The organism is Streptomyces sp. NPDC127038 (genome assembly GCF_042725875.1).
Lineage (GTDB): Bacteria > Actinomycetota > Actinomycetes > Streptomycetales > Streptomycetaceae > Streptomyces.
The window spans coordinates 24,635-43,096 of the sequence record NZ_JBHXDQ010000078.1 but is presented as its reverse complement, the minus strand read 5'-3'; the positions used below and the strand labels follow the sequence as shown (position 1 = coordinate 43,096).

Sequence of the window (18,462 nt, the reverse complement as noted above, 5' to 3'; positions counted from 1 at the left end):
CGCCCGCGGGGGTGTTTTCCCCCCCCCCCAAGCCGTCGGGGGGGGCCGCCCCGCGGCGGCCCGGCCCGGCCCCGCCCCCGGGGGGGCCCCACGGCTCCCTACCACACCACCTTCGGCAGTCAGTACGAGACGAGCGCGACACCCCCGCGACGGCCGATTGCGGGTCATACCGCCGTACAGTCGGAACCCGGGAGCCGAGGAATCGTCTCCGCCGCGCAGCACCACCGGACAGCCTGACCATCGACGACGACAGGAGACGACGTGGGGACCGTAACGATCGGCGTGTCGATCGCGGTCCCGGAGCCTCACGGCAGCCTGCTCCAGGAGCGGCGCGCGGGCTTCGGCGACCCCGCGGCCTGCTGCATTCCCACGCACGTCACCCTGCTGCCGCCGACCGAGGTCGAGAAGTCGGCGCTGCCCGCGATCGAGGCGCACCTCGTCGAGGTGGCCGCCGCCGGGCGCCCGTTCCCGATGCGGCTGTCCGGCACGGGCACCTTCCGCCCCCTGTCCCCGGTCGTGTACGTACGCGTCGCCGAGGGCGCCGAGGCCTGCACCCGGCTCCAGCAGCAGGTCCGGGACGCCTCGGGCCCCGTCGCCCGCGAGCTCCAGTTCCCGTACCACCCGCACGTCACCGTGGCGCACGGCATCGGCGAAGAGGCCATGGACCACGCCTTCGAGGCGCTGTCCGCTTTCGAGGCCGGATGGCCCTGCACCGAGTTCGCCCTCTACGAACAGGGCGCCGACGGTGTGTGGCGCAAGCTCCGCGAGTTCCCCTTCGGCAGCGCGGTGGTGCCCCCGCAGGCCTCCTCGCCCGAGCGGGACACCACCCTTCCGGCCCTCTGACCGGTCCGGCCGCGGCCGGTACGCGCAACGTCAGACCGGCAGCCGCCTGAACACCGCCCGGGGCGTGTGCCGCAGCGCCGACATGACCATCCGGAGCGCGCCCGGCACCCACACCGTCTCGGAGCGCCGCCTGAGCCCCAGCTCGATCGCCGCGGCCACCGCCTCCGGGGTCGTCGACAGCGGCACCTCCGGCAGATGGGCCGTCATCCGCGTACGGACGAACCCGGGGCGTACGACCATCACGTGCGCGCCCGTGCCGTGCAGGGCGTCGCCCAGACCCTGCGCGAAGGCGTCCAGGCCCGCCTTGCTTGAGCCGTAGATGAAGTTCGAGCGACGGGCGCGCTCGCCCGCGACCGAGGACAGCACCACCAGGGAGCCGTGCCCCTGGCCCTGGAGCGCCCGAGCGCACACCAGGCCCGAGGACACCGCGCCCGTGTAGTTGGTCTGGGCGACCCGGACCGCCGCGACCGGCTCCTTCTCGTCCACGGCCTGGTCGCCGAGCACCCCGAAGGCCATCAGCACCATGTCGATGTCGCCCTCGGCGAAGACCTTGCCGAGCACGGCCTCGTGGGACTCGGGATCGAGGGCGTCGAAGGCGAGGGTGCGGACGTTCGCGCCGAGCCCGCGCAGCCGCTCGGCCGCCTCCTGGAGGCCGGGCGCCGGCCGTCCGGCGAGCCACACCGTGCGGGTGCGCCGGGTGATCAGCCGGCGCGCGGTGGCCAGCGCGATCTCGGACGTGCCGCCGAGGACCAGCAGGGACTGGGGGAGACCGAAGGCGTCCTTCATGACAGCTAGCTCCTGGAGACGGGGGAACCGGTCGGGCGGGGAGAGGCGCGGGGCGCCGGGGGTCGGGCGGTCGGGGGCTTCGGCGGCGCGCCCTAGAGGCCGAGCCGGCGGGAGAGGTCGGAGGTGAACACGCCCCGCGGGTCCAGCTCCCGCCGCAGCGCGCGGAACACGCCGAGCCGCGGATACATCGCGGCCAGCAGCTCGGGACGCAGCCGCGCGTCCTTGGCGAGGTACACGCGTCCGCCGGCGGCCGCCACCTCGCCGTCCAGCTCGTCCAGGAAGGCGCCGAGGCCCGGCAGGCCCGCCGGGATGTCCAGGGCGAGGGTCCAGCCGGGCACGGGGAAGGACAGCCAGCCGGGATCGCCCTCCCCGAAGCGCTTGAGGACGGCGAGGAAGGAGGGGCAGCGGCGTCCGGCCACGCGCCGCACGATCCGCCGCAGGGCCTCCTCCTGACCGTGCCCGACGACGAACTGGTACTGGACGAAGCCGCCGCGCCCGTAGACGCGGTTCCAGTGCGGCACCCCGTCGAGGGGATGGAAGAAGGCCGGGATGGGCTGGAGTTCACCGGTCCGCGCGCGCGGCGCCTTGCGGTACCAGAGCTCGTTGAACAGGCCCACCGTCGTCCGCCCGAGGAGCCCCTCGGGCACGAAGGAGGGGGCGGCGGGCAGCCGCGGCGGCCGGAACGCCAGCGGGTGCCGGCGGGCCCGCGGGGGCAGCGCGTCCAGCGGAGCGTGATCGCCGCGGGTCAGCACCGAGCGGCCCGTCGCCGCCCCGCGCGCGAGGAGGTCGATCCAGGCCACCGAGTAGCGGTAGCGGTGGTCGCCGGCGGTCAGGCGGGCCATCAGATCGTCGAGGTCCGCCGCGCGTTCGGTGTCGACGGACATCAGGCCGCTCTCCACCGGGTGGAGGCGGACGGTGGCCGTCAGGATCACCCCGGTCAGGCCCATGCCGCCCGCCGTGGCGTCGAACAGGGGCGTGCCGCGCCCGACCGTCCTGATCTCGCCGTCCGCCGTCAGCAGCTCGAAGGACAGGACGTGGCGGGAGAAGGAGCCCGACACATGGTGGTTCTTGCCGTGGATGTCCGCGCCGATCGCGCCGCCCACGGTGACATAGCGGGTCCCCGGGGTCACCGGCACGAACCAGCCGAGCGGCAGCAGGACCTCCATGAGCCGGTGCAGGGACACCCCCGCGTCGCACAGGACCGTTCCGCCGCCCGCGTCGATGGCGTGGATCCGGTCCAGGCCCGTCATGTCGAGCACCGCCCCGCCGGCGTTCTGCGCGGCGTCGCCGTAGGCCCGTCCGAGCCCCCGGGCGATCCCTCCCCGAGCCCCGCACTCCCGGACGGCGGCCGCCGCCTCCCCGTAGGTGCGCGGGCGGACCAGACGGGCGGTGGTCGGGGCGGTGCGGCCCCAACCCGTGACGGAGACGGAGTCGGCAGGCATGACCGTGACCGTAGCGCCGCCGGAGGGACACAACGGGGCAATCCACCCAGCGCTCCCGGCTCCTCACCGAAATGGGTGATTAATGGGATGTCGTCCAAGATTGCCGTAATTCTTTGACCACTCCCTAGAAGAGTGGCATCACATGGACGACCTTGACGACCGTGACGAGATGGATCGGCGGCTGCTGTCCGTGTTCCACGCGTACGGCGGGGACCCGCGCGTCGCGGCCGTCGCGCGTGCCCTGTCCTGGAGCGGGGAGCACGGCGCCCTGTGGCTCGCCGCGGGGCTCGCCGGGGCGGCCGCGGACCGCGGACGGCGCGACGCGTGGCTGCGCGCCACGGCGCTCACCGCGGGCGCGCACCTCGCCAGCATGGGCGTGAAGCGGATCGTGCGCCGCCCGCGGCCCACCCATGTGACGCCCCGGGCACGCACCGCCGGACACCACTCCTTCCCGAGCTCGCACGCGGCCTCCGCCACCGCGGCGGCCGTCGCCTACGGCATGCTCGGCGCGTACGCCGTGCCGCCGCTCGCCGCCGCGATGTGCCTCTCGCGCCTGGTCGTCGGCGTCCACTACCCCACGGACGTGGCCGCCGGCGCGGCCCTTGGCGCCGCGACGGCCGCACTGGGCGCCCGCTGGATCGGGGCCCGCCATGGCTGAGCGCACGGCGCTGCTGGAGCGCGCCCCGGCCCTCGCCCCGCCGCCGAGGACGCTGACCGGGCTGCTGCGGGGCCTGGTCAGGACCGCGCGACCCCGCCAGTGGGTCAAGAACGTGCTGGTCGTGGCGGCCCCGGCCGCGGCGGGCCGGCTGTTCTCGCCGCACGCGTTCGGCCGGCTCGCCCTCGTGTTCGTCCTGTTCACGGCCTGCGCCGCCGCCGTGTACCTGATCAACGACGCCCGGGACGCCGCCGCCGACCGCGCCCACCCCGTCAAGCGCCACCGCCCCGTCGCCGCGGGCCAGGTACCCGTACCGGCCGCCTACGCCGTCGGCGGCACCCTCGCGGTCCTCGCGCCCGCGGCCGCCGCCTGGTTCTGCTCGGGGGCCGTCTGCGCGCTGCTGACCGCGTACATCGGCATGCAGCTCGCGTACTGCGTCAGCCTCAAGCACGTGCTCGTCGTGGACCTCGTCGTCGTCACGACCGGGTTCCTGATGCGGGCCATGATCGGCGGCCTGGCCCTGGGCATCCCGCTCTCGCGCTGGTTCCTGATCACCACCGGCTTCGGGGCGCTGTTCATGGTCTCGGCGAAGCGCTACTCCGAGGCCGTGCAGATGGCGGGCAAGGCGGGTGCCACACGGGCGCTCCTCACCGAGTACACGACCGGCTATCTGCGCTTCGTCTGGCAGCTGGCCGCCGGGGTCTCCGTCCTCGGCTACTGCCTGTGGGCGCTGGAGGAGGGCGGGGTCCCGAGCACCGGTCTGCTGCCCTGGCGCCAGCTGTCCATGGTCGCCTTCATCCTGGCCGTCCTGCGCTACGCGGTCTTCGCCGACCGGGGCGCGGCCGGCGAACCGGAGGACGTGATCCTGCGCGACCGCCCGCTCGCCCTCATCGGGCTGGTGTGGCTGGCGATGTACGGGCTGGCCGTGGCGCATTGGTGAGCGTCACCGGGAACCGGCCCGCCCCGGGGCCGGCCGTCGCGTCCGCGGTGGCCGGCCCCGGGACGCGACGACGGCGGTTCCTGCGCGAGGTCGCCGGGTTCGCCGCGGTCGGCTCCCTCGCCTACGCGGCCGACCTCGGCCTCTTCGTGTGGCTCCGCGGCCCGGTCGGTCTCGACCCGCTGACCGCCAAGGCGCTGTCGTTCCTCGCCGGCTGCTCGGTGGCGTACGCCGGGAACGCGCTCGGCACCTACCGGCACACGGCGGCCCGCGGCCCGCGCCGGTACGTGGTCTTCTTCGGGGTGAACATCGCGGGCGCGCTCGTGCAATTGCTGTGCATCGCCGTCAGTCATTACGGGCTCGGTTTCACCTCCCCGCGCGCGGACACGGTCTCCGGAGCGGGAATCGGCATGGCACTGGCCACCGCCTTGCGATTCTGGGGTACCCGCTCACTGGTTTTCCGAGGCGAGGGCAGAGTCGGATCATGGACTGGCTGAAAAAGATTCCCGGCGTGGGGCCTCTGGTCGTCCGCCTGATGGCGACGCACGCGTGGCGGTCGTACGAGCGGCTCGACCGGGTGAAATGGACGCGGCTCGCCGCGGCGATGACCTTCATCAGCTTCATCGCGCTGTTCCCGCTGCTGACCGTGGCCGCGGCGATCGGCGCCGCCACGCTGAGCCCCCAGCAGCAGAAGGACCTCCAGGACAAGCTGGCCGAGCAGGTGCCGGGCATCTCCGACCAGCTCGACATCCACGCGCTGGTCCAGAACGCGGGCACGATCGGACTCGTCGCGGGCGTCCTGCTGCTGATCACCGGCATCGGCTGGGTCGGCCAGATGCGTGACTGTCTGCGCGCGGTCTGGGAGCTGCCCGACGGCGAGGAGAACCCCTTGCTGCGCAAGCTCAAGGACGGGGGGATCCTGGTCGGTCTCGGCGGCGCCGTGCTCCTGACGATCGCCGTCTCCACGCTCGCGTCCACGGCGATGGGCTGGTCGGCGCGGCACGTGGGCCTCGACGAGCACGGCTGGGGGACGACCCTGCTCCAGGGCGTCGCCTTCGCGGTGGCCGTGCTCGCCGACTTCCTGGTCCTGCTGTACGTCCTCACCCTGCTGCCCGGTGTGGAGCCGCCGCGCCGCCGGCTGATCGTCGGCGCGCTGATCGGCGCCGTCGGGTTCGAGCTGCTCAAACTGCTGCTCAGCGGCTATATGCGGGGGGTGGCGTCGAAGAGCATGTACGGCGCCTTCGGGGTGCCGATCGCGCTGCTCCTGTGGATCAACTTCACCTCGAAGCTGCTGCTGTACGCCGCCGCCTGGACGGCGACCCGGAGCGAGGGGCAGGACCGGGAGGCGGTCCGTCCGCCGGAACCGGCGGCTCCGGAGACGCCCGCCGGTCCGCGGGAACCGGCGGGCGCGTAGGGCCGCGAGGGCTCCGGGTCCGCGGAGTGCGCGCGGGCGCCGGAGCCCGGTGCGGTCAGCGGCGGCGGCGCATCAGGTCCGGCAGCGGCCAGCGCCGGTTGACCAGGAAGACGCCCGCCGCGAGCAGGACGAGGAAGCCGCCGGTCAGGCCCAGCGCGACGCCGATGCCGCTCGCGCCGCCCCTGCCCCCGGCGGTGGAGGCCGCCACCGGCTTCGCGGACGCGTTCGCGCCGCCGGTGCCCGCTCCGTTGCCCGTGCCGGGGCTCGTTCCGGCCGACGCGGTGGCGCCCGGCTGGGCGGTGGTGTCGACGCCCTTGGGCGGGACCAGCTCGCCCACCGGCTGGACCTTCCCCGCGGCCTGGAACCCCCAGTCGAGCAGCTGCGCGGCCTCCTTGTAGACCTCGTTGTGCTCCTTCTTCTCCGGGTTCATGACCGTCACGAGCAGTACCTTGCCGCCGCGTTCGGCGACCCCGGTGAAGGTGGCGCCCGCGTTGGTGGTGTTGCCGTTCTTCACGCCCGCGATGCCCTGGTACGGGGTCACGTCGCTGTCACCGGCCAGCAGCCGGTTGGTGTTCTGGATCTCGAAGGTCGGGCGGCCCGCCCCGCCCTTCCCGTTCTTGGCCGTCACGCCGGGGAACCGGGCCCGCACCGTGGAGCAGTACTCCCGGAAGTCCTTCTTCTGGAGCCCCGAACGGGCGAACAGCGTCAGGTCGTACGCCGACGACACCTGGCCCCCGGCGTCGTACCCATCCGGGCTGATCACATGCGTGTCGAGGGCCTGGAGGTCCTCGGCGTGCGCCTGCATGTCCTTGACGGTCTCGGCGACGCCGCCGTTCATCGCGGACAGCACGTGCACGGCGTCGTTGCCCGACCGCAGGAACACCCCGAGCCACAGGTCGTGGACGGAGTAGGTCTGGTTCTCCTTTATCCCCACCACGCTGGAGCCCGCGCCGATGCCCGCCAGGTCGGAGGCGGTCACCTTGTGCGAGGTGCTCCTCGGGAACCTGGGCAGCACCGTGTCGGCGAACAGCATCTTCAGCGTGCTCGCCGGGGGCAGCCGCCAGTGCGCGTTGTGCGCGGCCAGGACGTCCCCGGACTCGGCGTCGGCGACGATCCAGGAACGGGCGGTGACGTCCGCGGGCAGGACGGGGGCGCCGCCGCCGAGGTTCACCTGGTTGCCGGGCCGGCCGAGCCGCTCGCCGCCGAGGCCCGACATGTGCGCGGGAGGCGTGGCCGACGGAGAGGCGCTGGGGCTCTCCGCCGGGCTCGCGTCGGCCGCGTCGGCCGTGTCCGTGGTGGCGGTGGTGGCGGCGAACGCGGGCGCGGTGAGGGAAAGGGTCAGCAGAGCGGCGGAAGCGGTCAGCAGGGATCGCCGCATGGTCTTTTTCGAGGCGGGCACGATCGAGAAAGTACAGGGGTTGTGGCCGGAATTCGCGTCACCGTCCGGCGAGGCCGACCCGTCCCCTCCACCCCGGCGCAGGACCGGGGCGGGTGACGGCGATACTGAACCCATGAAGCTCAGCCGCCCCGTGTCCTGGTTCCTGCTCGCCTTCGGGGTGTGGAGCTGGGTCATTTGGGTCACTTTCGCTAAGAATCTCTGGGAAGACGCCAGTGGGCTCGCGTTCGACGACGCGGGCGATCCGACGGCGTACTTCTGGGTGCATCTGACGCTCGCCGTCGTGTCGTTTGTCCTTGGGACGGTCGTCGGGGTCATCGGGTTGCGCGGCGTACGCGCTTTGCGCCAGACGTCATAACGGGGGGTACGGCGTCATGGTCATCTTGTTCGCCGCCGCGGCGCTGGCCGCGCTGGCCGTGCTCGCCGGGCTGCACCTGTACGCCTATCGCCGGCTCGTGCGCGACACCACGAGCGGCCCCGGACCGGTACGCCGGCTGGGCGCCGCCGTGTTCGTCGCCGGGCCGCTGCTCATGGTGGGCGCCGTCGCGAGCGAGCGCGCGGGAGCCCCGTTCTGGCTCCAGCGGACGCTGTCCTGGCCCGGGTTCCTGTGGATGGCCCTGGGCCTCTACCTCGTCCTGGCGCTGCTGGCCGGCGAACTCGTCCGGCCGGTCCTGACCCGGCTCCTGGAACGCCGCGCCGCCACACGCCGCCGGACGGACGCAGCCGCATCCCCCACCGACCGGGACCCCGCCGAGCTCGCCGCAGCGGCGGACCCCGCCGAGCTCGCGGAGCCCGCCGACCCGGCCGAGCGCACGCAAGCCGCTGACCCGGCCGCACCCGCCGACCCGGCCGAGCGCACGCAAGCCGCTGACCCGGCCGCACCCGCCGACCCGGCCGAGCGCACGGAAACCGCCGAACCGGCGGACCCCGCCGACCCGTCGGGTGAGCCGGTGTCCGCCGGGCCCGGGGACCGGCCCGCTCCGTCGCGGCGGCTGTTCGTCTCGCGGGTCGTGGGCGGCACGGCCGCCGCCGTCGCCGTGGGCACCGTCGGCCAGGGCACGTACGGCGTGCTGCGCGGGCCCCGGGTGAAGCGGGTCACCGTGCCGCTCGCCAAACTGCCCCGGTCCGCCCACGGATTCCGGATCGCCGTCGTCAGCGACATCCACCTCGGGCCGGTGCTCGGGCGCGGCTTCGCGCAGAAGGTCGTCGACACCATCAACTCCACGCAGCCCGACCTGATCGCCGTCGTCGGCGACCTGGTCGACGGCAGCGTCAAGAACCTGGGCCCCGCGGCCGCGCCGCTCGCCGGACTGCGGGCCCGGCACGGCTCCTACTTCGTCACCGGCAACCACGAGTACTTCTCCGGAGCCGCGCAGTGGGTCCGGGAGGTACGGGAGCTGGGCATCCACCCGCTGGAGAACGCCCGGACCGAGCTCGCCGGATTCGACCTCGCCGGCGTGAACGACCTCCAGGGCGAGAGCGAGGGCCAGGGACCCGACTTCGGCAAGGCACTCGGCGACCGCGACACGACCCGGGCCTGTGTGCTCCTCGCCCATCAGCCGGTGCAGATCCATGAGGCGGTACGCCACGGCGTCGACCTCCAGCTGTCCGGACACACCCACGGCGGACAGCTGTGGCCGGGCAACTTCGTCGCGGCCGCAGCCAATCCGACGGTCGCCGGCCTGGAGCGCTACGGAGACACCCAGCTCTATGTGTCCCGGGGCGCGGGAGCCTGGGGACCGCCGACCCGGGTCGGAGCGCCCTCGGACATCACGGTCGTCGAGCTGGCGTCGCGCGAAGCCTGAGAATCCGCTGTGCGACGGACAGAAAAGATCATTTTCATCTGACCTGAGCACTCTTCCCGATTCCCTTCCCCCGCCTGAAACTCCTGTGGTTAGGTGATCCGCGTCACTAGGGGAGTGACGTGCGGGGCGCCTGGGGAGGGCACCGATGCGATCGGTTCGCTTATGGATTCTCGCGACGCTGCTCGTCCTGGCGGGCGTGGGTGTGGCCGGCTGGCAACTGCTGCCGGCGAAACAGAACAGCGACCGCACCATCACGGTGGGCACGACGGACGCCGTCACCTCGCTCGACCCGGCCGGCGCCTACGACGCCGGATCCTGGGCCCTGTTCAGCAATGTCTTCCAGTCGCTGCTCACCTTCGAGCCCGGCGGCGCCAAGCCCGTCCCGGACGCGGCCAGGAGCTGCGCCTTCACCGACGCGGGCCTGCGCACCTACCGCTGCACCCTCCGTGACGACCTGACGTTCGCGAGCGGACGCAAGGTGACCGCGGAGGACGTGAAGTTCTCCCTCGACCGGATCAAACGCATCAACGACGAGGTCGGGCCCGCCTCCCTGCTCTCCACCCTGGGCAGCGTGGACGCGAGCGGCCAGATCGCCACCTTCCACCTCTCCTCGCCGGACGCGACGTTCCCGTTCAAGCTGGCGACCGGCGCGGGCTCGATCGTCGACAGCACCCGCTACCCCCGGCGCAGCCTGCGCACCGACGGCGGCGCCGACGGCACCGGGCCCTACGTCCTCAAGACGTACGAGCGGGACGTCAAGGCCGTCCTCGGCCCCAACCCGCGCTACAAGGGCGCCATCGGCGACCTCGGGCGGCCCGTCGTACTGCGCTACTACGCCAACTCCCAGGCGCTCCAGCTGGCCTGGAAGGCGAAGGAGCTGGACGTGGTGGCCCGGCAGCTGCCGCCCGCCGTGCTCGCCGCCCTGTCGCCGAGCGATCCCGCCCAGCGCGTCACGGCCGCCGACAGCGCCGAGACCCGCAACCTCGTCCTCGACGTGCGCGCCGGATCCCCGCTGCACGACCGGCGGGTCCGCCAGGCCCTCGCCTCGCTCGTCGACCGGGAGGAGCTCGTCGACCGGACGTACCGGGGGACCACCGACGCGCTGTACGGGCTGATCCCGGCCGGGATCACGGGGCACGCGACCTCCTTCTTCGACGACTATCCGCAGCCGGACCCCAAGAAGGCGCGGGCCCTGCTCACCGAGGCCGGGGTCAAGCTGCCCGTGCGTTTCACCTTCGGCTTCGCCGAGGGGCGCGGAGCCGCGGCCGAGGAGGCGGCCGAGCTCAAGCGGCAGCTGGAGACGGGCGGGCTGTTCAAGGTGACGACCGAGGGTTTCGAGTGGACCGAGTTCCAGAAGAAGTACGCGGAGGGCGGGCTGGACGCCTGGGCGGTCGGCTGGGTCGCCGACTACCCCGACGCCGACACCTTCGGAGCGCCGCTCGTGGGCACGGGCAACAGCATGAAGAACGGCTACAGCAACAAGGACGTCGACCGGCTGATCCAGGAGACCCAGCAGGACGCCGACCGGAGCCGCACGGCGGACGCGTTCCGCAAGCTCCAGGCGGACGTGGCCCAGGACGTCCCGCTGATCCCGCTGTGGCAGCGCAAGGACTACGTCATCAGCACCGAGGACATCGGCGGCGGCGAGTACCTGTCCGACGGGACCGGCGTCTTCCGCCTGTGGCAGCTGAGCTGGCTGTGACGGCCGCGGGCGGCGGCCGACGGCCTTAGCCGTGACCGCCGCCCGCGGACGAGGAGCCGGGGACCCGGGCTCTAGGGGTGCGGAGTGGATCCGTAGGACGTCAGGAAGCGGTCGCGGAACGCGCTCATCTTCCACACCGGGGCGTCGTGCGCGGGCTGGAGGCCGTCCGTCCAGCCCCAGTCGGCGATCCTGTCGAGCACCTTCGGGTCCTTGGCGACGATCGAGACGGGCACGTCACGGCTGGCGTGGTCGCCGCTGACCCGGGCGATCGGCTGGTGGTCGCCGAGGTAGATCAGCACGGTGTTCTTGTTGCCGTACTTCACCAGCCAGTCGATCAGGCTCGTCACCGAGTACGAGATCGCCTTGCCGTACTCCACCTTCGACTTGGGCGAGCTGGTGATGATGTCGGCGGGCCGCTTGCCGGCCTTCTCGATGGCGTTGTAGACCGAGCCGTCGCCGACCTGGTCCTGGGGGACCGTCTTGGGGATGGGCGCCCAGGGCTGGTGGCTGGAGGTCAGGATGATCGTCGACATCAGCGGCTTGTCGTGCTTCTTGCTGTGCACCAGGCGCTGGTACGCGGCCAGGGCGTACTGGTCGGGCATGGTCGACCAGCTGAACTTCGGGCCCTTGTAGCCGAGGTGGTGGGCGTCGTAGAGCTTGTCGATGCCGTAGAACTTCTGCTCGGGCCAGGCCTTCTGGATACCGGGCATGACGCCGACGGTGTCGTAGTCGCCGGTCTTCTTGAAGGCGCTGACCAGGGTCAGGTGATCGCCCGCGGTCACGGTGCGGTAGCGCTGCTGGTTGTTGATCCACAGGCCCGACAGGAACGTCGAGTGGCCGAGCCAGCTGCTGCCGCCGTACGTCGCCGAGGTGAGCCAGCCGCTCTTGGCCGCGAAACCGGCCTGGGTCAGCTTCTTGTTCTCCGCGGTCAGCGTCGCGTCGACGCGCGGCGCCATGAGCGGGTCCTCGACCGCGCTGCGGCCGTAGCTCTCGATGAACGTGACGATCATGTCCTTGCCGCGCAGATCGGTGAGCATCTGGCTGGGCGGCGTGTTCGCGAAGTCGTCCTTCTTGGAGATCTTGGCGAACTCGGCCTCGTCCCGCAGGGTGTTCCGCACCTGATCCGTCTTGAACTGGATGGCCTGCACGGTGTGTTCCGAGGCGATCGGTACGCCCTTCGCGTACTGGACGCCCAGTGCCGCGCACGTGACCCAGGCGATGGCCAGTACCAGCGTCGTACGCGTCGCCGTCGCGGTGTTCCGGGCCGCCAGGTTGCCGAGCCGGACGACCGACAGCGTCATGAGGGCCAGTATCGCGATCACGAGGGTCACGGCCAGGGCCGCTATGCCGAGCGCGCCGCCGTTGCCGAAGGTGTCCTGGAGGTAGGACTGCGCGTCGCCGAACAGCGACCAGTCGAGGACGATGTTGAAGCCTCGCCCCAGGTATTCGTTGAACTCGATGTCCAGGACGTTCACGATGGTCAGCGCGCCCAGGGCGAGCCCGGTGAGCACCGCCACGACGATCCGCGGCCTGCGGGGCAGGATGATCAGCAGCGCGGCGCCGAAGACCGCCTCCACCGGGAGGCGCACGAAGTTGGCCACCTGGAACTTGTCCGCCTCGGTCGGCATGAGCAGCGCGAACACGACGAGCGCGGCGGCGACGAGGGTCGTGGTCCAGGCGAGGGTGCGCGCGGCGACCGGATACCGGTCCCGCCACCCGTTCCCCCCTCCGCGCCCGGGCGGCTCGTCCCCCGGCGGCTCCTCCCCGCCACCGTCCCCGCCCCCGACGGCCGGGTCCGCGGCGGCGACCGCTTCCGTGACACCGCCCGCCGACTCCGTACCGCCCCCGGCGGCCGGATCGACACCGGCTTCGGCCTCCGGCCCGGCCCCGGGCAGGGTCTCGGTGCTGGTGCTGGTGCTGGTGCTGGTACCGGCGTCGGCACCGGTCGCCGTCTCGTCCTCGTCGGCCTTCCCGGCGGCCTCAGCCGTCGCGGGCTCGTCCTCGTCGGCCGTCCCGCCGTCGGCCCCGGCCTCGTCGGCCGTCCCGGCGGCATCCGCGGTGCCGGCCTCGGTCTCGTCGGCCGTCCCGGCGGCATCCGCCGTCCCGGCCCCGGCCTCGGCGGCCGTGGTCGCGGCGGCATCCGCCGCCCCCGGCTCGACCCGTGCGGCCGCCGCGCCGTCGTCCGACTCGGCGGGATTCTCCGGTTCGGGTTCGGAGGGGGTCTCCGCCGGGGTCTCCTCCGGGGTGCCGGGAGCGGAAGAGGCGGCCCCGTCGGTCGTGGTGATCTCGGGGGTCGCCCCGGCCGCTGCCTCTCCCTCACCCGAGGCGGCGGCGTCCTCTTCCGCGGGCGCGTCGGTGCCCGCGTCCGCGAGCGGTTCCGGTGCCGGCCCGTCGAGCGGAGGCGTCTCGTCCGTTTTCGGCAGCTGTCGAGAGCTCGTGTTGAACGACAACCCGGCGGTCCTTCCCTGCGATACGCGGTGGTGGCGTGGCGGGCCGATCCGAATGACCGATTCGCCCTCGTCGTGGTGTACGGGGTCCGGGCTGCCGGTGTTCAACCGCTTGGGTCAGCTTCTGTTCAAGTGTGTTTCCGCATGTCACGGCGGTACGGGTGAGAGCCCTCAGCGCGCGGGCAGCGTCACCGTCACCGCGAGGCCCTCACCGGGCGCCGTCCGTACGGCGACGTCTCCCCCGTGCGCCCGCACCACGCCCTCCACGATCGCCATGCCGAGCCCGCTGCCCGCGCCGCCGCCCGCGCGGAAGAAACGGTCGAAGACCCGCGCCGCGTCCTGCCGCGCGAGCCCGGGACCCTTGTCGGCGACGCACAGCCTCAGGACGCCGTCCGCCCGCTCCAGACCGAGCCGCACCGGCACGTCGTCGGGCGTGTGGACGCGGACGTTGGCCACGAGATTGCCCAGCACCTGGCGCAGCCCCGACTCGTCGGCCCGTACGAGCAGGGTGCCCTCGGCGTCCACGGTCACCGGGCGTCCTGGCTGCTGGGCGCGCAGATCGGCGGCCGCGTCCCGCACGAGCCGGCTCAGATCGACGTTCCTGAAACGGAGTTCGGGCCGCTGGTCGAGCCGGGCCAGGGTGAGCAGCTCGTCGACCAGCCGGCCCATGCGGTCGGCCTCCGCGTTCATCCGGTCCCAGGCCCGTCTGCGCTCGGCGGGATCGGTCAGCATCCCCTTGTCGTACAGCTGGAGGTAGCCGCGGATCGCCGCGAGCGGGGTGCGCAGTTCGTGCGAGGCGTCCCCGACGAACCGGCGCAGCTGGGCGGCGCTGTCCTCGCGCGTCCGATAGGCCGACTCGACCTGGTGCAGCATGGAGTTGAGCGCGAGCCGCAGCTGTTCGACCTCCTGGGTCGGATGATGGCTGGAGGGGACGCGCCGGGTCAGATCGCCCTCGGCGATGGCGGACGAGGTCTCCACCATGGCCTCCAGCGGCAGCATCCGCCGGCGCACGCTGAACATCGTCAGACAGGCGAGGAGCGCCAACAGCAGGGTGCCCACGGCGAGATCGAGCCTGAGCGCCTTCGCGATGCCCTTGTGCAGTCCGTCGGTCGAGGCGGCGAACAGGACGTAGGTGCCGTCGGCGAGCCGGATGGCGGTGGCCCGGTAGGCGGCGCCGTGCACGGTGACGTCCCGCGGTTCGCCGGCGCGGGCGAGGGTGGCGGGGTCGTCGACGACCGAGGCGAAGGCGCGCTGGGTGTCCCCGGGCCGGAAGCCGGCGACCTCGATCGCCTCGCCGTGCCGGTCGACGGCCGCGAAGAGGGAATCGGGCTTCGGCGACTCGTCCGCCGCCGGACCGATCCGGTCGTGGACGAACGCGAGCGCGCTCAGCGAGTCGATCTGGTGCATGGTGAGCTGTGAACCGCCCAGTGACGCACGGGTCTTGAGGAGCTGGGCGTCGACCTGGTCGAGCAGATAATGCCGCATGCCCATCAGGCTCACGGCGGTCGCCACCACGATGCCTACGGCCAGCAGCCCCACGTTCGCGATCGTCAGCTTGCCGCGCAGCGAGTGGACACCGTGCCGGAAGCGCGCCGGACGGCAGCCCGTCCTCGGGTGCGGGTTCACGCGAGTCCGTATCCCACGCCCCGGCGGGTCTCGATGACCGGCGGGCCCAGCGGTTCGAGCTTGCGCCGCAGATAGCTGATGTAGGTCTCGACCACCGTCGACTCGGCGGGGTGCTCGTACTGCCATACGTGACGCAGGAGTTGCTCCTTGGGGACGATCCGCCCGCCGTTGCGGACGAGGAAGCGCAGCAGGGCGTACTCCGTGGGGGTGAGTTCCACGGTGGTGCCCGCGCGGTGGACGCGGTACGTCGTCTCGTCCAGCTCCAGATCGCCGTAGCGCAGGGGCGGGCGCTGGGGCAGGACGTCGTCGGGCCGGGTGCGGCGCAGGACGGCGGTGATCCGGGCGACGACCTCGTCGATGTTGAACGGCTTGGTGATGTAGTCGTCGCCGAAACCGAGCGCGCCGACGATCTCGGCGGGCGCGTCCCGGGCGGTGAGGAAGACGACGGCCAGGTCGGGCTGCCGCAGGCGCAGTTCGCGGCCGAGGGCCCGGCCGTCGCCGTCCGGGAGCATGACGTCGAGCAGCGCCGCGTCCGGGCGGGTGCGTTCGGCGAGGGCGAGCGCCTCGCGCACGCAGCCCGCGGCCATCACCTCGAAGCGGTGGTAGCGCAGCGCGATGGTGAGGACGTCGGCGATGCTCGGCTCGTCCTCGACGACGAGGACGGTGGCTCCCTCGTGAGCGGTCATGTCCCCAGTATCGACGGGGCCGTTGGCGGCGCGCGCCGTTCGCGCCTTGGAGTTCCTTGAGAGTCATGGGCGGGTCGGGTCCGCTCCCGCGCGCGGTCGCGAATGCTGGAGTCCAGGACCTGGGGGACCGACCGACTAAGGAGCGTTGAACGTGGCGGTATTGGCACGGTGGTGCTATCGGCACCGGCTGGTGGTCCTGTTGCTGTGGGTGGGTGCGCTGTTCGGTCTCGGCTTCGCGGCGACCACCGCGGGCACGGAGTACGCGAACGTGTTCTCCCTTCCGAACACGGACTCCAAGCGTGCGTACGACCAGATGGAGAAGGCCTTCCCGAACAGCGCGGGGGACACCGACACGGTGGTGTGGAAGGTCGCGGACGGCACGGTGAGGGACGCCTCGGTGCGGTCCCGGATGCAGCCGGTGCTGGACGAGATCGCCGGGATGAAGGGCGTCGGCCAGGTCGCCGGGCCGTACCAGGGGGCGCGGGGCGCGGGCCAGATCAGCAAGGACGGCCGGATCGCCTACGCCCAGATCACCTTCGCCGAGCAGGCGAACGCCGTACCCAAGGATCTGGTGCAGAAGGTCGTCGACACCGCTCAGGGTGCCGAACGGGCCGGACTCCAGGTCGAGTTGGGCGGGCAGGCGATCCAGCGGGTGCAGGAGCCGCCCACCGGGCTCGCCGAGATGGTCGGCATCCTGGCGGCGGCCGTCGTCCTGTTCCTCGCCTTCGGCTCGTTCTTCGCCATGCTGCTGCCCATCGGCATCGCGGTCTTCGGGGTGGGCACGGGGCTGTTCTCCACCCAGCTGCTCAGCCACACCACGGACATCCCGGACCTGGCCCCGCTGCTGGCCACCCTGATCGGCCTCGGGGTCGGCATCGACTACGCGCTGTTCATCGTCACCCGGCACCGGCGCGGTCTCCTGCGGGGGCTGGCGCCCGAGGACTCGGCGGTCGTCGCCCTCAACACCTCCGGGCGGGCCGTGCTGTTCGCGGGCGGCACGGTGTGCATCGCGCTCGCGGGCATGCTCGTGACGAACCTCCGCTTCCTGGACGGGGTGGTCATCGGCACCTCCCTGACCGTCGTGTTCAGCGTGCTCGCCGCCGTCACCCTGCTGCCCGCGCTCCTCGGGGTCCTCGGCCCCCGGGTGCTCAGCCGGCGCCAGCGGCGCAAGCTGGCGGAGGGGGGACCCGAGCCGGAGCGGGCGAGCGGGGCCGCCGCGCGCTGGTCGGCGACCGTGCAGCGCCGCCCCCGTACGATCGCGGCCGTCGCGCTGGCCGTGATGGCGGTCCTCGCGGTCCCCGTCCTGTCGCTGCACCTGGGCGCCACCGACCAGGGCAACGACGACGCGAAGACGACCACCCGGCAGGCCTACGACCTGCTCGCCGAGGGCTTCGGACCGGGCTTCAACGGGCCCCTGCTGGTCGTCGTGACGCAGGGCGACTCCGCCGCCCTGGCGAAGGACATCGGCGGCACGTCCGGGGTCGCCGCGGTCGCCGCGCTGCCGCCGGCCAACGGGGTGACGGTGATCCAGGTGGTGCCGACGACCTCACCGCAGTCGGTGCGCACCGACCACCTCATCGACACCCTGCGGGACCGGGTGATCCCCGACGCCGGGGCGACGGCCCACGTCGGCGGTGTGACGGCCGTGTCGAAGGACTTCGCCACGATCACCGGGGACCGGCTGCCGTGGTTCGTCGCCACGATCATCGGCCTCGGGTTCCTGCTCCTGCTGATCGCCTTCCGCTCGCTGGTGGTCCCGCTGACGGCCGCGCTGATGAACCTGATCGCCGCCGCCGCGTCCTTCGGCGTCCTGGTCGCGGTCTTCCAGTGGGGCTGGGGCCTGGGACCGCTGGGCCTCGGCAAGGAGGGCCCGATCAACGCCTTCCTGCCCGTCATCATGCTCTCGCTGCTCTTCGGTCTGTCGATGGACTACCAGGTGTTCCTGGTGAGCCGGATGCACGAGGAGTGGGTGCACACGAAGGACAACGCGCGCGCGGTGCGGGTCGGACTGGCGGAGACCGGCCGGGTCATCAACTCGGCCGCCCTGATCATGGTGTGCGTCTTCCTCGCCTTCGTCCTGAGCGGTGACGCGGGGGCGGCGATGGCGGGGGTCGGTCTCGCGGCCGCGGTCGCCCTGGACGCCTTCATCCTGCGTACGGCCCTGGTGCCGGCCGCGATGCATCTGCTCGGCGGCTCCAACTGGTGGCTGCCCGAGTGGCTGGACAAGCGGCTGCCGCATCTGGCGGTGGAGCCCGCCGAGGAGCCCCTGGAGGACGTGGCTCCGGCCCAGGGCGGGGCCTCGGCCGTGCACGGGTTCGTCCGGGACGCGGACGGCGAGGCCGTCGACGGAGCGGTGCTCACGCTGCTGTCCAAGGGCGGGCGCCAGCTGGACCGGGTGACCTCGCTGGCCGACGGTTCCTACATCGTCTCGGTCCCGGCACCGGGGACGTATCTGCTGTCGGCGACGGCCCGTTCGTACGGGGCGCGGGCACGGCACGTCGTCGTCACGGACGAGCCGCTGGTGCACGACGTCGAGCTGGCGCAGGGAGAGGTGGACGCCGACGCGGTCAACTGAGGCCGTACAGCGCCGGATCGCTCCGGCGCGACGGGGGGGGCCCGCGGGGGGGGGGGGCGCGGCCGGCGTGGCCCCGGCCCCCCCGGGAGGGCCGGACCGCGGGGTGTTCGGCGGGGGCGGCAGGGCCGTCGGCCGGCGCGGCGGGCAG

Annotated in this window: 15 protein-coding genes; 9 read left to right on the top strand and 6 right to left on the bottom strand. The window is 72.8% G+C overall.

What is annotated here, in order from left to right:
* The first annotated feature begins 261 nt into the window (after positions 1-261).
* Complete coding sequence (locus tag ACFWI4_RS35975; RefSeq protein WP_385398901.1) at positions 262-843, top strand: 2'-5' RNA ligase family protein; 582 nt, start codon at positions 262-264, stop codon at positions 841-843.
* Positions 844-873: 30 nt separating this feature from the next.
* Here ACFWI4_RS35975 and ACFWI4_RS35970 read toward each other — a convergent pair whose 3' ends face one another.
* Together ACFWI4_RS35970 and ACFWI4_RS35965 are read right to left on the bottom strand one after the other, a co-directional pair.
* Positions 874-1,629, bottom strand: coding sequence for a decaprenylphospho-beta-D-erythro-pentofuranosid-2-ulose 2-reductase (locus ACFWI4_RS35970; protein WP_387205188.1), 756 nt, complete (start codon positions 1,627-1,629; stop codon positions 874-876).
* Between the two features lie 92 nt (positions 1,630-1,721).
* Positions 1,722-3,071 (bottom strand): FAD-binding protein, encoded by a 1,350-nt coding sequence (locus ACFWI4_RS35965; protein ID WP_387205186.1) that lies wholly within the window; start codon positions 3,069-3,071, stop codon positions 1,722-1,724.
* Between the two features lie 142 nt (positions 3,072-3,213).
* Between ACFWI4_RS35965 and ACFWI4_RS35960 the strand changes: the two genes are divergently transcribed.
* From ACFWI4_RS35960 to ACFWI4_RS35945, 4 genes are read left to right on the top strand one after another with little or no spacing between them, the layout of a single operon-like run.
* Entirely contained in the window at positions 3,214-3,729 is a 516-nt protein-coding gene (locus ACFWI4_RS35960; protein ID WP_385398908.1) for a phosphatase PAP2 family protein, read from the top strand.
* On the top strand, positions 3,722-4,666 hold the full coding sequence (locus ACFWI4_RS35955) for a decaprenyl-phosphate phosphoribosyltransferase (RefSeq protein ID WP_387205183.1): 945 nt from the start codon (positions 3,722-3,724) through the stop codon (positions 4,664-4,666). Before ACFWI4_RS35960 ends, ACFWI4_RS35955 begins: the two co-directional genes overlap by 8 nt.
* 47 nt (positions 4,667-4,713) lie before the next feature.
* Positions 4,714-5,160, top strand: coding sequence for a GtrA family protein (locus ACFWI4_RS35950; protein ID WP_387205198.1), 447 nt, complete (start codon positions 4,714-4,716; stop codon positions 5,158-5,160).
* Entirely contained in the window at positions 5,148-6,077 is a 930-nt protein-coding gene (locus ACFWI4_RS35945) for a YihY/virulence factor BrkB family protein (protein ID WP_387205181.1), read from the top strand. The genes ACFWI4_RS35950 and ACFWI4_RS35945 overlap by 13 nt, the downstream gene beginning before the upstream one ends.
* 55 nt (positions 6,078-6,132) lie before the next feature.
* Here the strand turns inward: ACFWI4_RS35945 and ACFWI4_RS35940 are convergent, their stop codons facing one another.
* On the bottom strand, positions 6,133-7,476 hold the full coding sequence (locus ACFWI4_RS35940) for a D-alanyl-D-alanine carboxypeptidase family protein (protein WP_387205179.1): 1,344 nt from the start codon (positions 7,474-7,476) through the stop codon (positions 6,133-6,135).
* Positions 7,477-7,588: 112 nt separating this feature from the next.
* Here ACFWI4_RS35940 and ACFWI4_RS35935 point away from each other — a divergent pair, with 112 nt between their 5' ends.
* The 3 genes from ACFWI4_RS35935 (at position 7,589) to ACFWI4_RS35925 (ending at position 10,980) form a co-directional block, all read left to right on the top strand.
* The gene (locus tag ACFWI4_RS35935) at positions 7,589-7,831 is read left to right on the top strand and encodes an SCO4848 family membrane protein (RefSeq protein ID WP_339131045.1); all 243 of its coding nucleotides are present in this window, start codon (positions 7,589-7,591) and stop codon (positions 7,829-7,831) included.
* Positions 7,832-7,847: 16 nt separating this feature from the next.
* Positions 7,848-9,278: a metallophosphoesterase gene (locus tag ACFWI4_RS35930; protein ID WP_387205177.1), complete on the top strand. Its 1,431-nt coding sequence runs from the start codon at positions 7,848-7,850 to the stop codon at positions 9,276-9,278.
* A gap of 145 nt (positions 9,279-9,423) precedes the next feature.
* On the top strand, positions 9,424-10,980 hold the full coding sequence (locus ACFWI4_RS35925) for an ABC transporter substrate-binding protein (protein ID WP_387205174.1): 1,557 nt from the start codon (positions 9,424-9,426) through the stop codon (positions 10,978-10,980).
* Positions 10,981-11,051: 71 nt separating this feature from the next.
* On the opposite strand, the gene ACFWI4_RS35920 is transcribed toward ACFWI4_RS35925, so the two are convergent.
* The 3 genes from ACFWI4_RS35920 to ACFWI4_RS35910 all read right to left on the bottom strand — a co-directional run bounded on the left by ACFWI4_RS35920 (position 11,052) and on the right by ACFWI4_RS35910 (position 15,739).
* The gene (locus ACFWI4_RS35920; RefSeq protein ID WP_387205171.1) at positions 11,052-13,430 is read right to left on the bottom strand and encodes a sulfatase-like hydrolase/transferase; all 2,379 of its coding nucleotides are present in this window, start codon (positions 13,428-13,430) and stop codon (positions 11,052-11,054) included.
* Positions 13,431-13,598: 168 nt separating this feature from the next.
* On the bottom strand, positions 13,599-15,053 hold the full coding sequence (locus ACFWI4_RS35915) for a sensor histidine kinase (protein ID WP_387205168.1): 1,455 nt from the start codon (positions 15,051-15,053) through the stop codon (positions 13,599-13,601).
* Positions 15,050-15,739, bottom strand: a complete 690-nt coding sequence (locus ACFWI4_RS35910; RefSeq protein WP_385398932.1) for a response regulator transcription factor — start codon at positions 15,737-15,739, stop codon at positions 15,050-15,052. The genes ACFWI4_RS35915 and ACFWI4_RS35910 overlap by 4 nt, the downstream gene beginning before the upstream one ends.
* Positions 15,740-15,899: 160 nt before the next feature.
* On the opposite strand from ACFWI4_RS35910, the gene ACFWI4_RS35905 reads away from it, so the two are divergent.
* Complete coding sequence (locus ACFWI4_RS35905; protein WP_387205196.1) at positions 15,900-18,314, top strand: MMPL family transporter; 2,415 nt, start codon at positions 15,900-15,902, stop codon at positions 18,312-18,314.
* Positions 18,315-18,462 lie beyond the last annotated feature (148 nt).

What these genes read in the sequence shown, in the direction of transcription:
- ACFWI4_RS35970 (WP_387205188.1), bottom strand. Translation starts at nt 1,629, where the DNA reads ATGAAGGACGCCTTCGGTCTCCCCCAGTCCCTGCTGGTCCTCGGCGGC.
- ACFWI4_RS35910 (WP_385398932.1), bottom strand. Translation starts at nt 15,739, where the DNA reads ATGACCGCTCACGAGGGAGCCACCGTCCTCGTCGTCGAGGACGAGCCG.
- ACFWI4_RS35960 (WP_385398908.1), top strand. Translation starts at nt 3,214, where the DNA reads ATGGACGACCTTGACGACCGTGACGAGATGGATCGGCGGCTGCTGTCC.
- ACFWI4_RS35935 (WP_339131045.1), top strand. Translation starts at nt 7,589, where the DNA reads ATGAAGCTCAGCCGCCCCGTGTCCTGGTTCCTGCTCGCCTTCGGGGTG.
- ACFWI4_RS35930 (WP_387205177.1), top strand. Translation starts at nt 7,848, where the DNA reads ATGGTCATCTTGTTCGCCGCCGCGGCGCTGGCCGCGCTGGCCGTGCTC.
- ACFWI4_RS35955 (WP_387205183.1), top strand. Translation starts at nt 3,722, where the DNA reads ATGGCTGAGCGCACGGCGCTGCTGGAGCGCGCCCCGGCCCTCGCCCCG.
- ACFWI4_RS35945 (WP_387205181.1), top strand. Translation starts at nt 5,148, where the DNA reads ATGGACTGGCTGAAAAAGATTCCCGGCGTGGGGCCTCTGGTCGTCCGC.
- ACFWI4_RS35965 (WP_387205186.1), bottom strand. Translation starts at nt 3,071, where the DNA reads ATGCCTGCCGACTCCGTCTCCGTCACGGGTTGGGGCCGCACCGCCCCG.
- ACFWI4_RS35925 (WP_387205174.1), top strand. Translation starts at nt 9,424, where the DNA reads ATGCGATCGGTTCGCTTATGGATTCTCGCGACGCTGCTCGTCCTGGCG.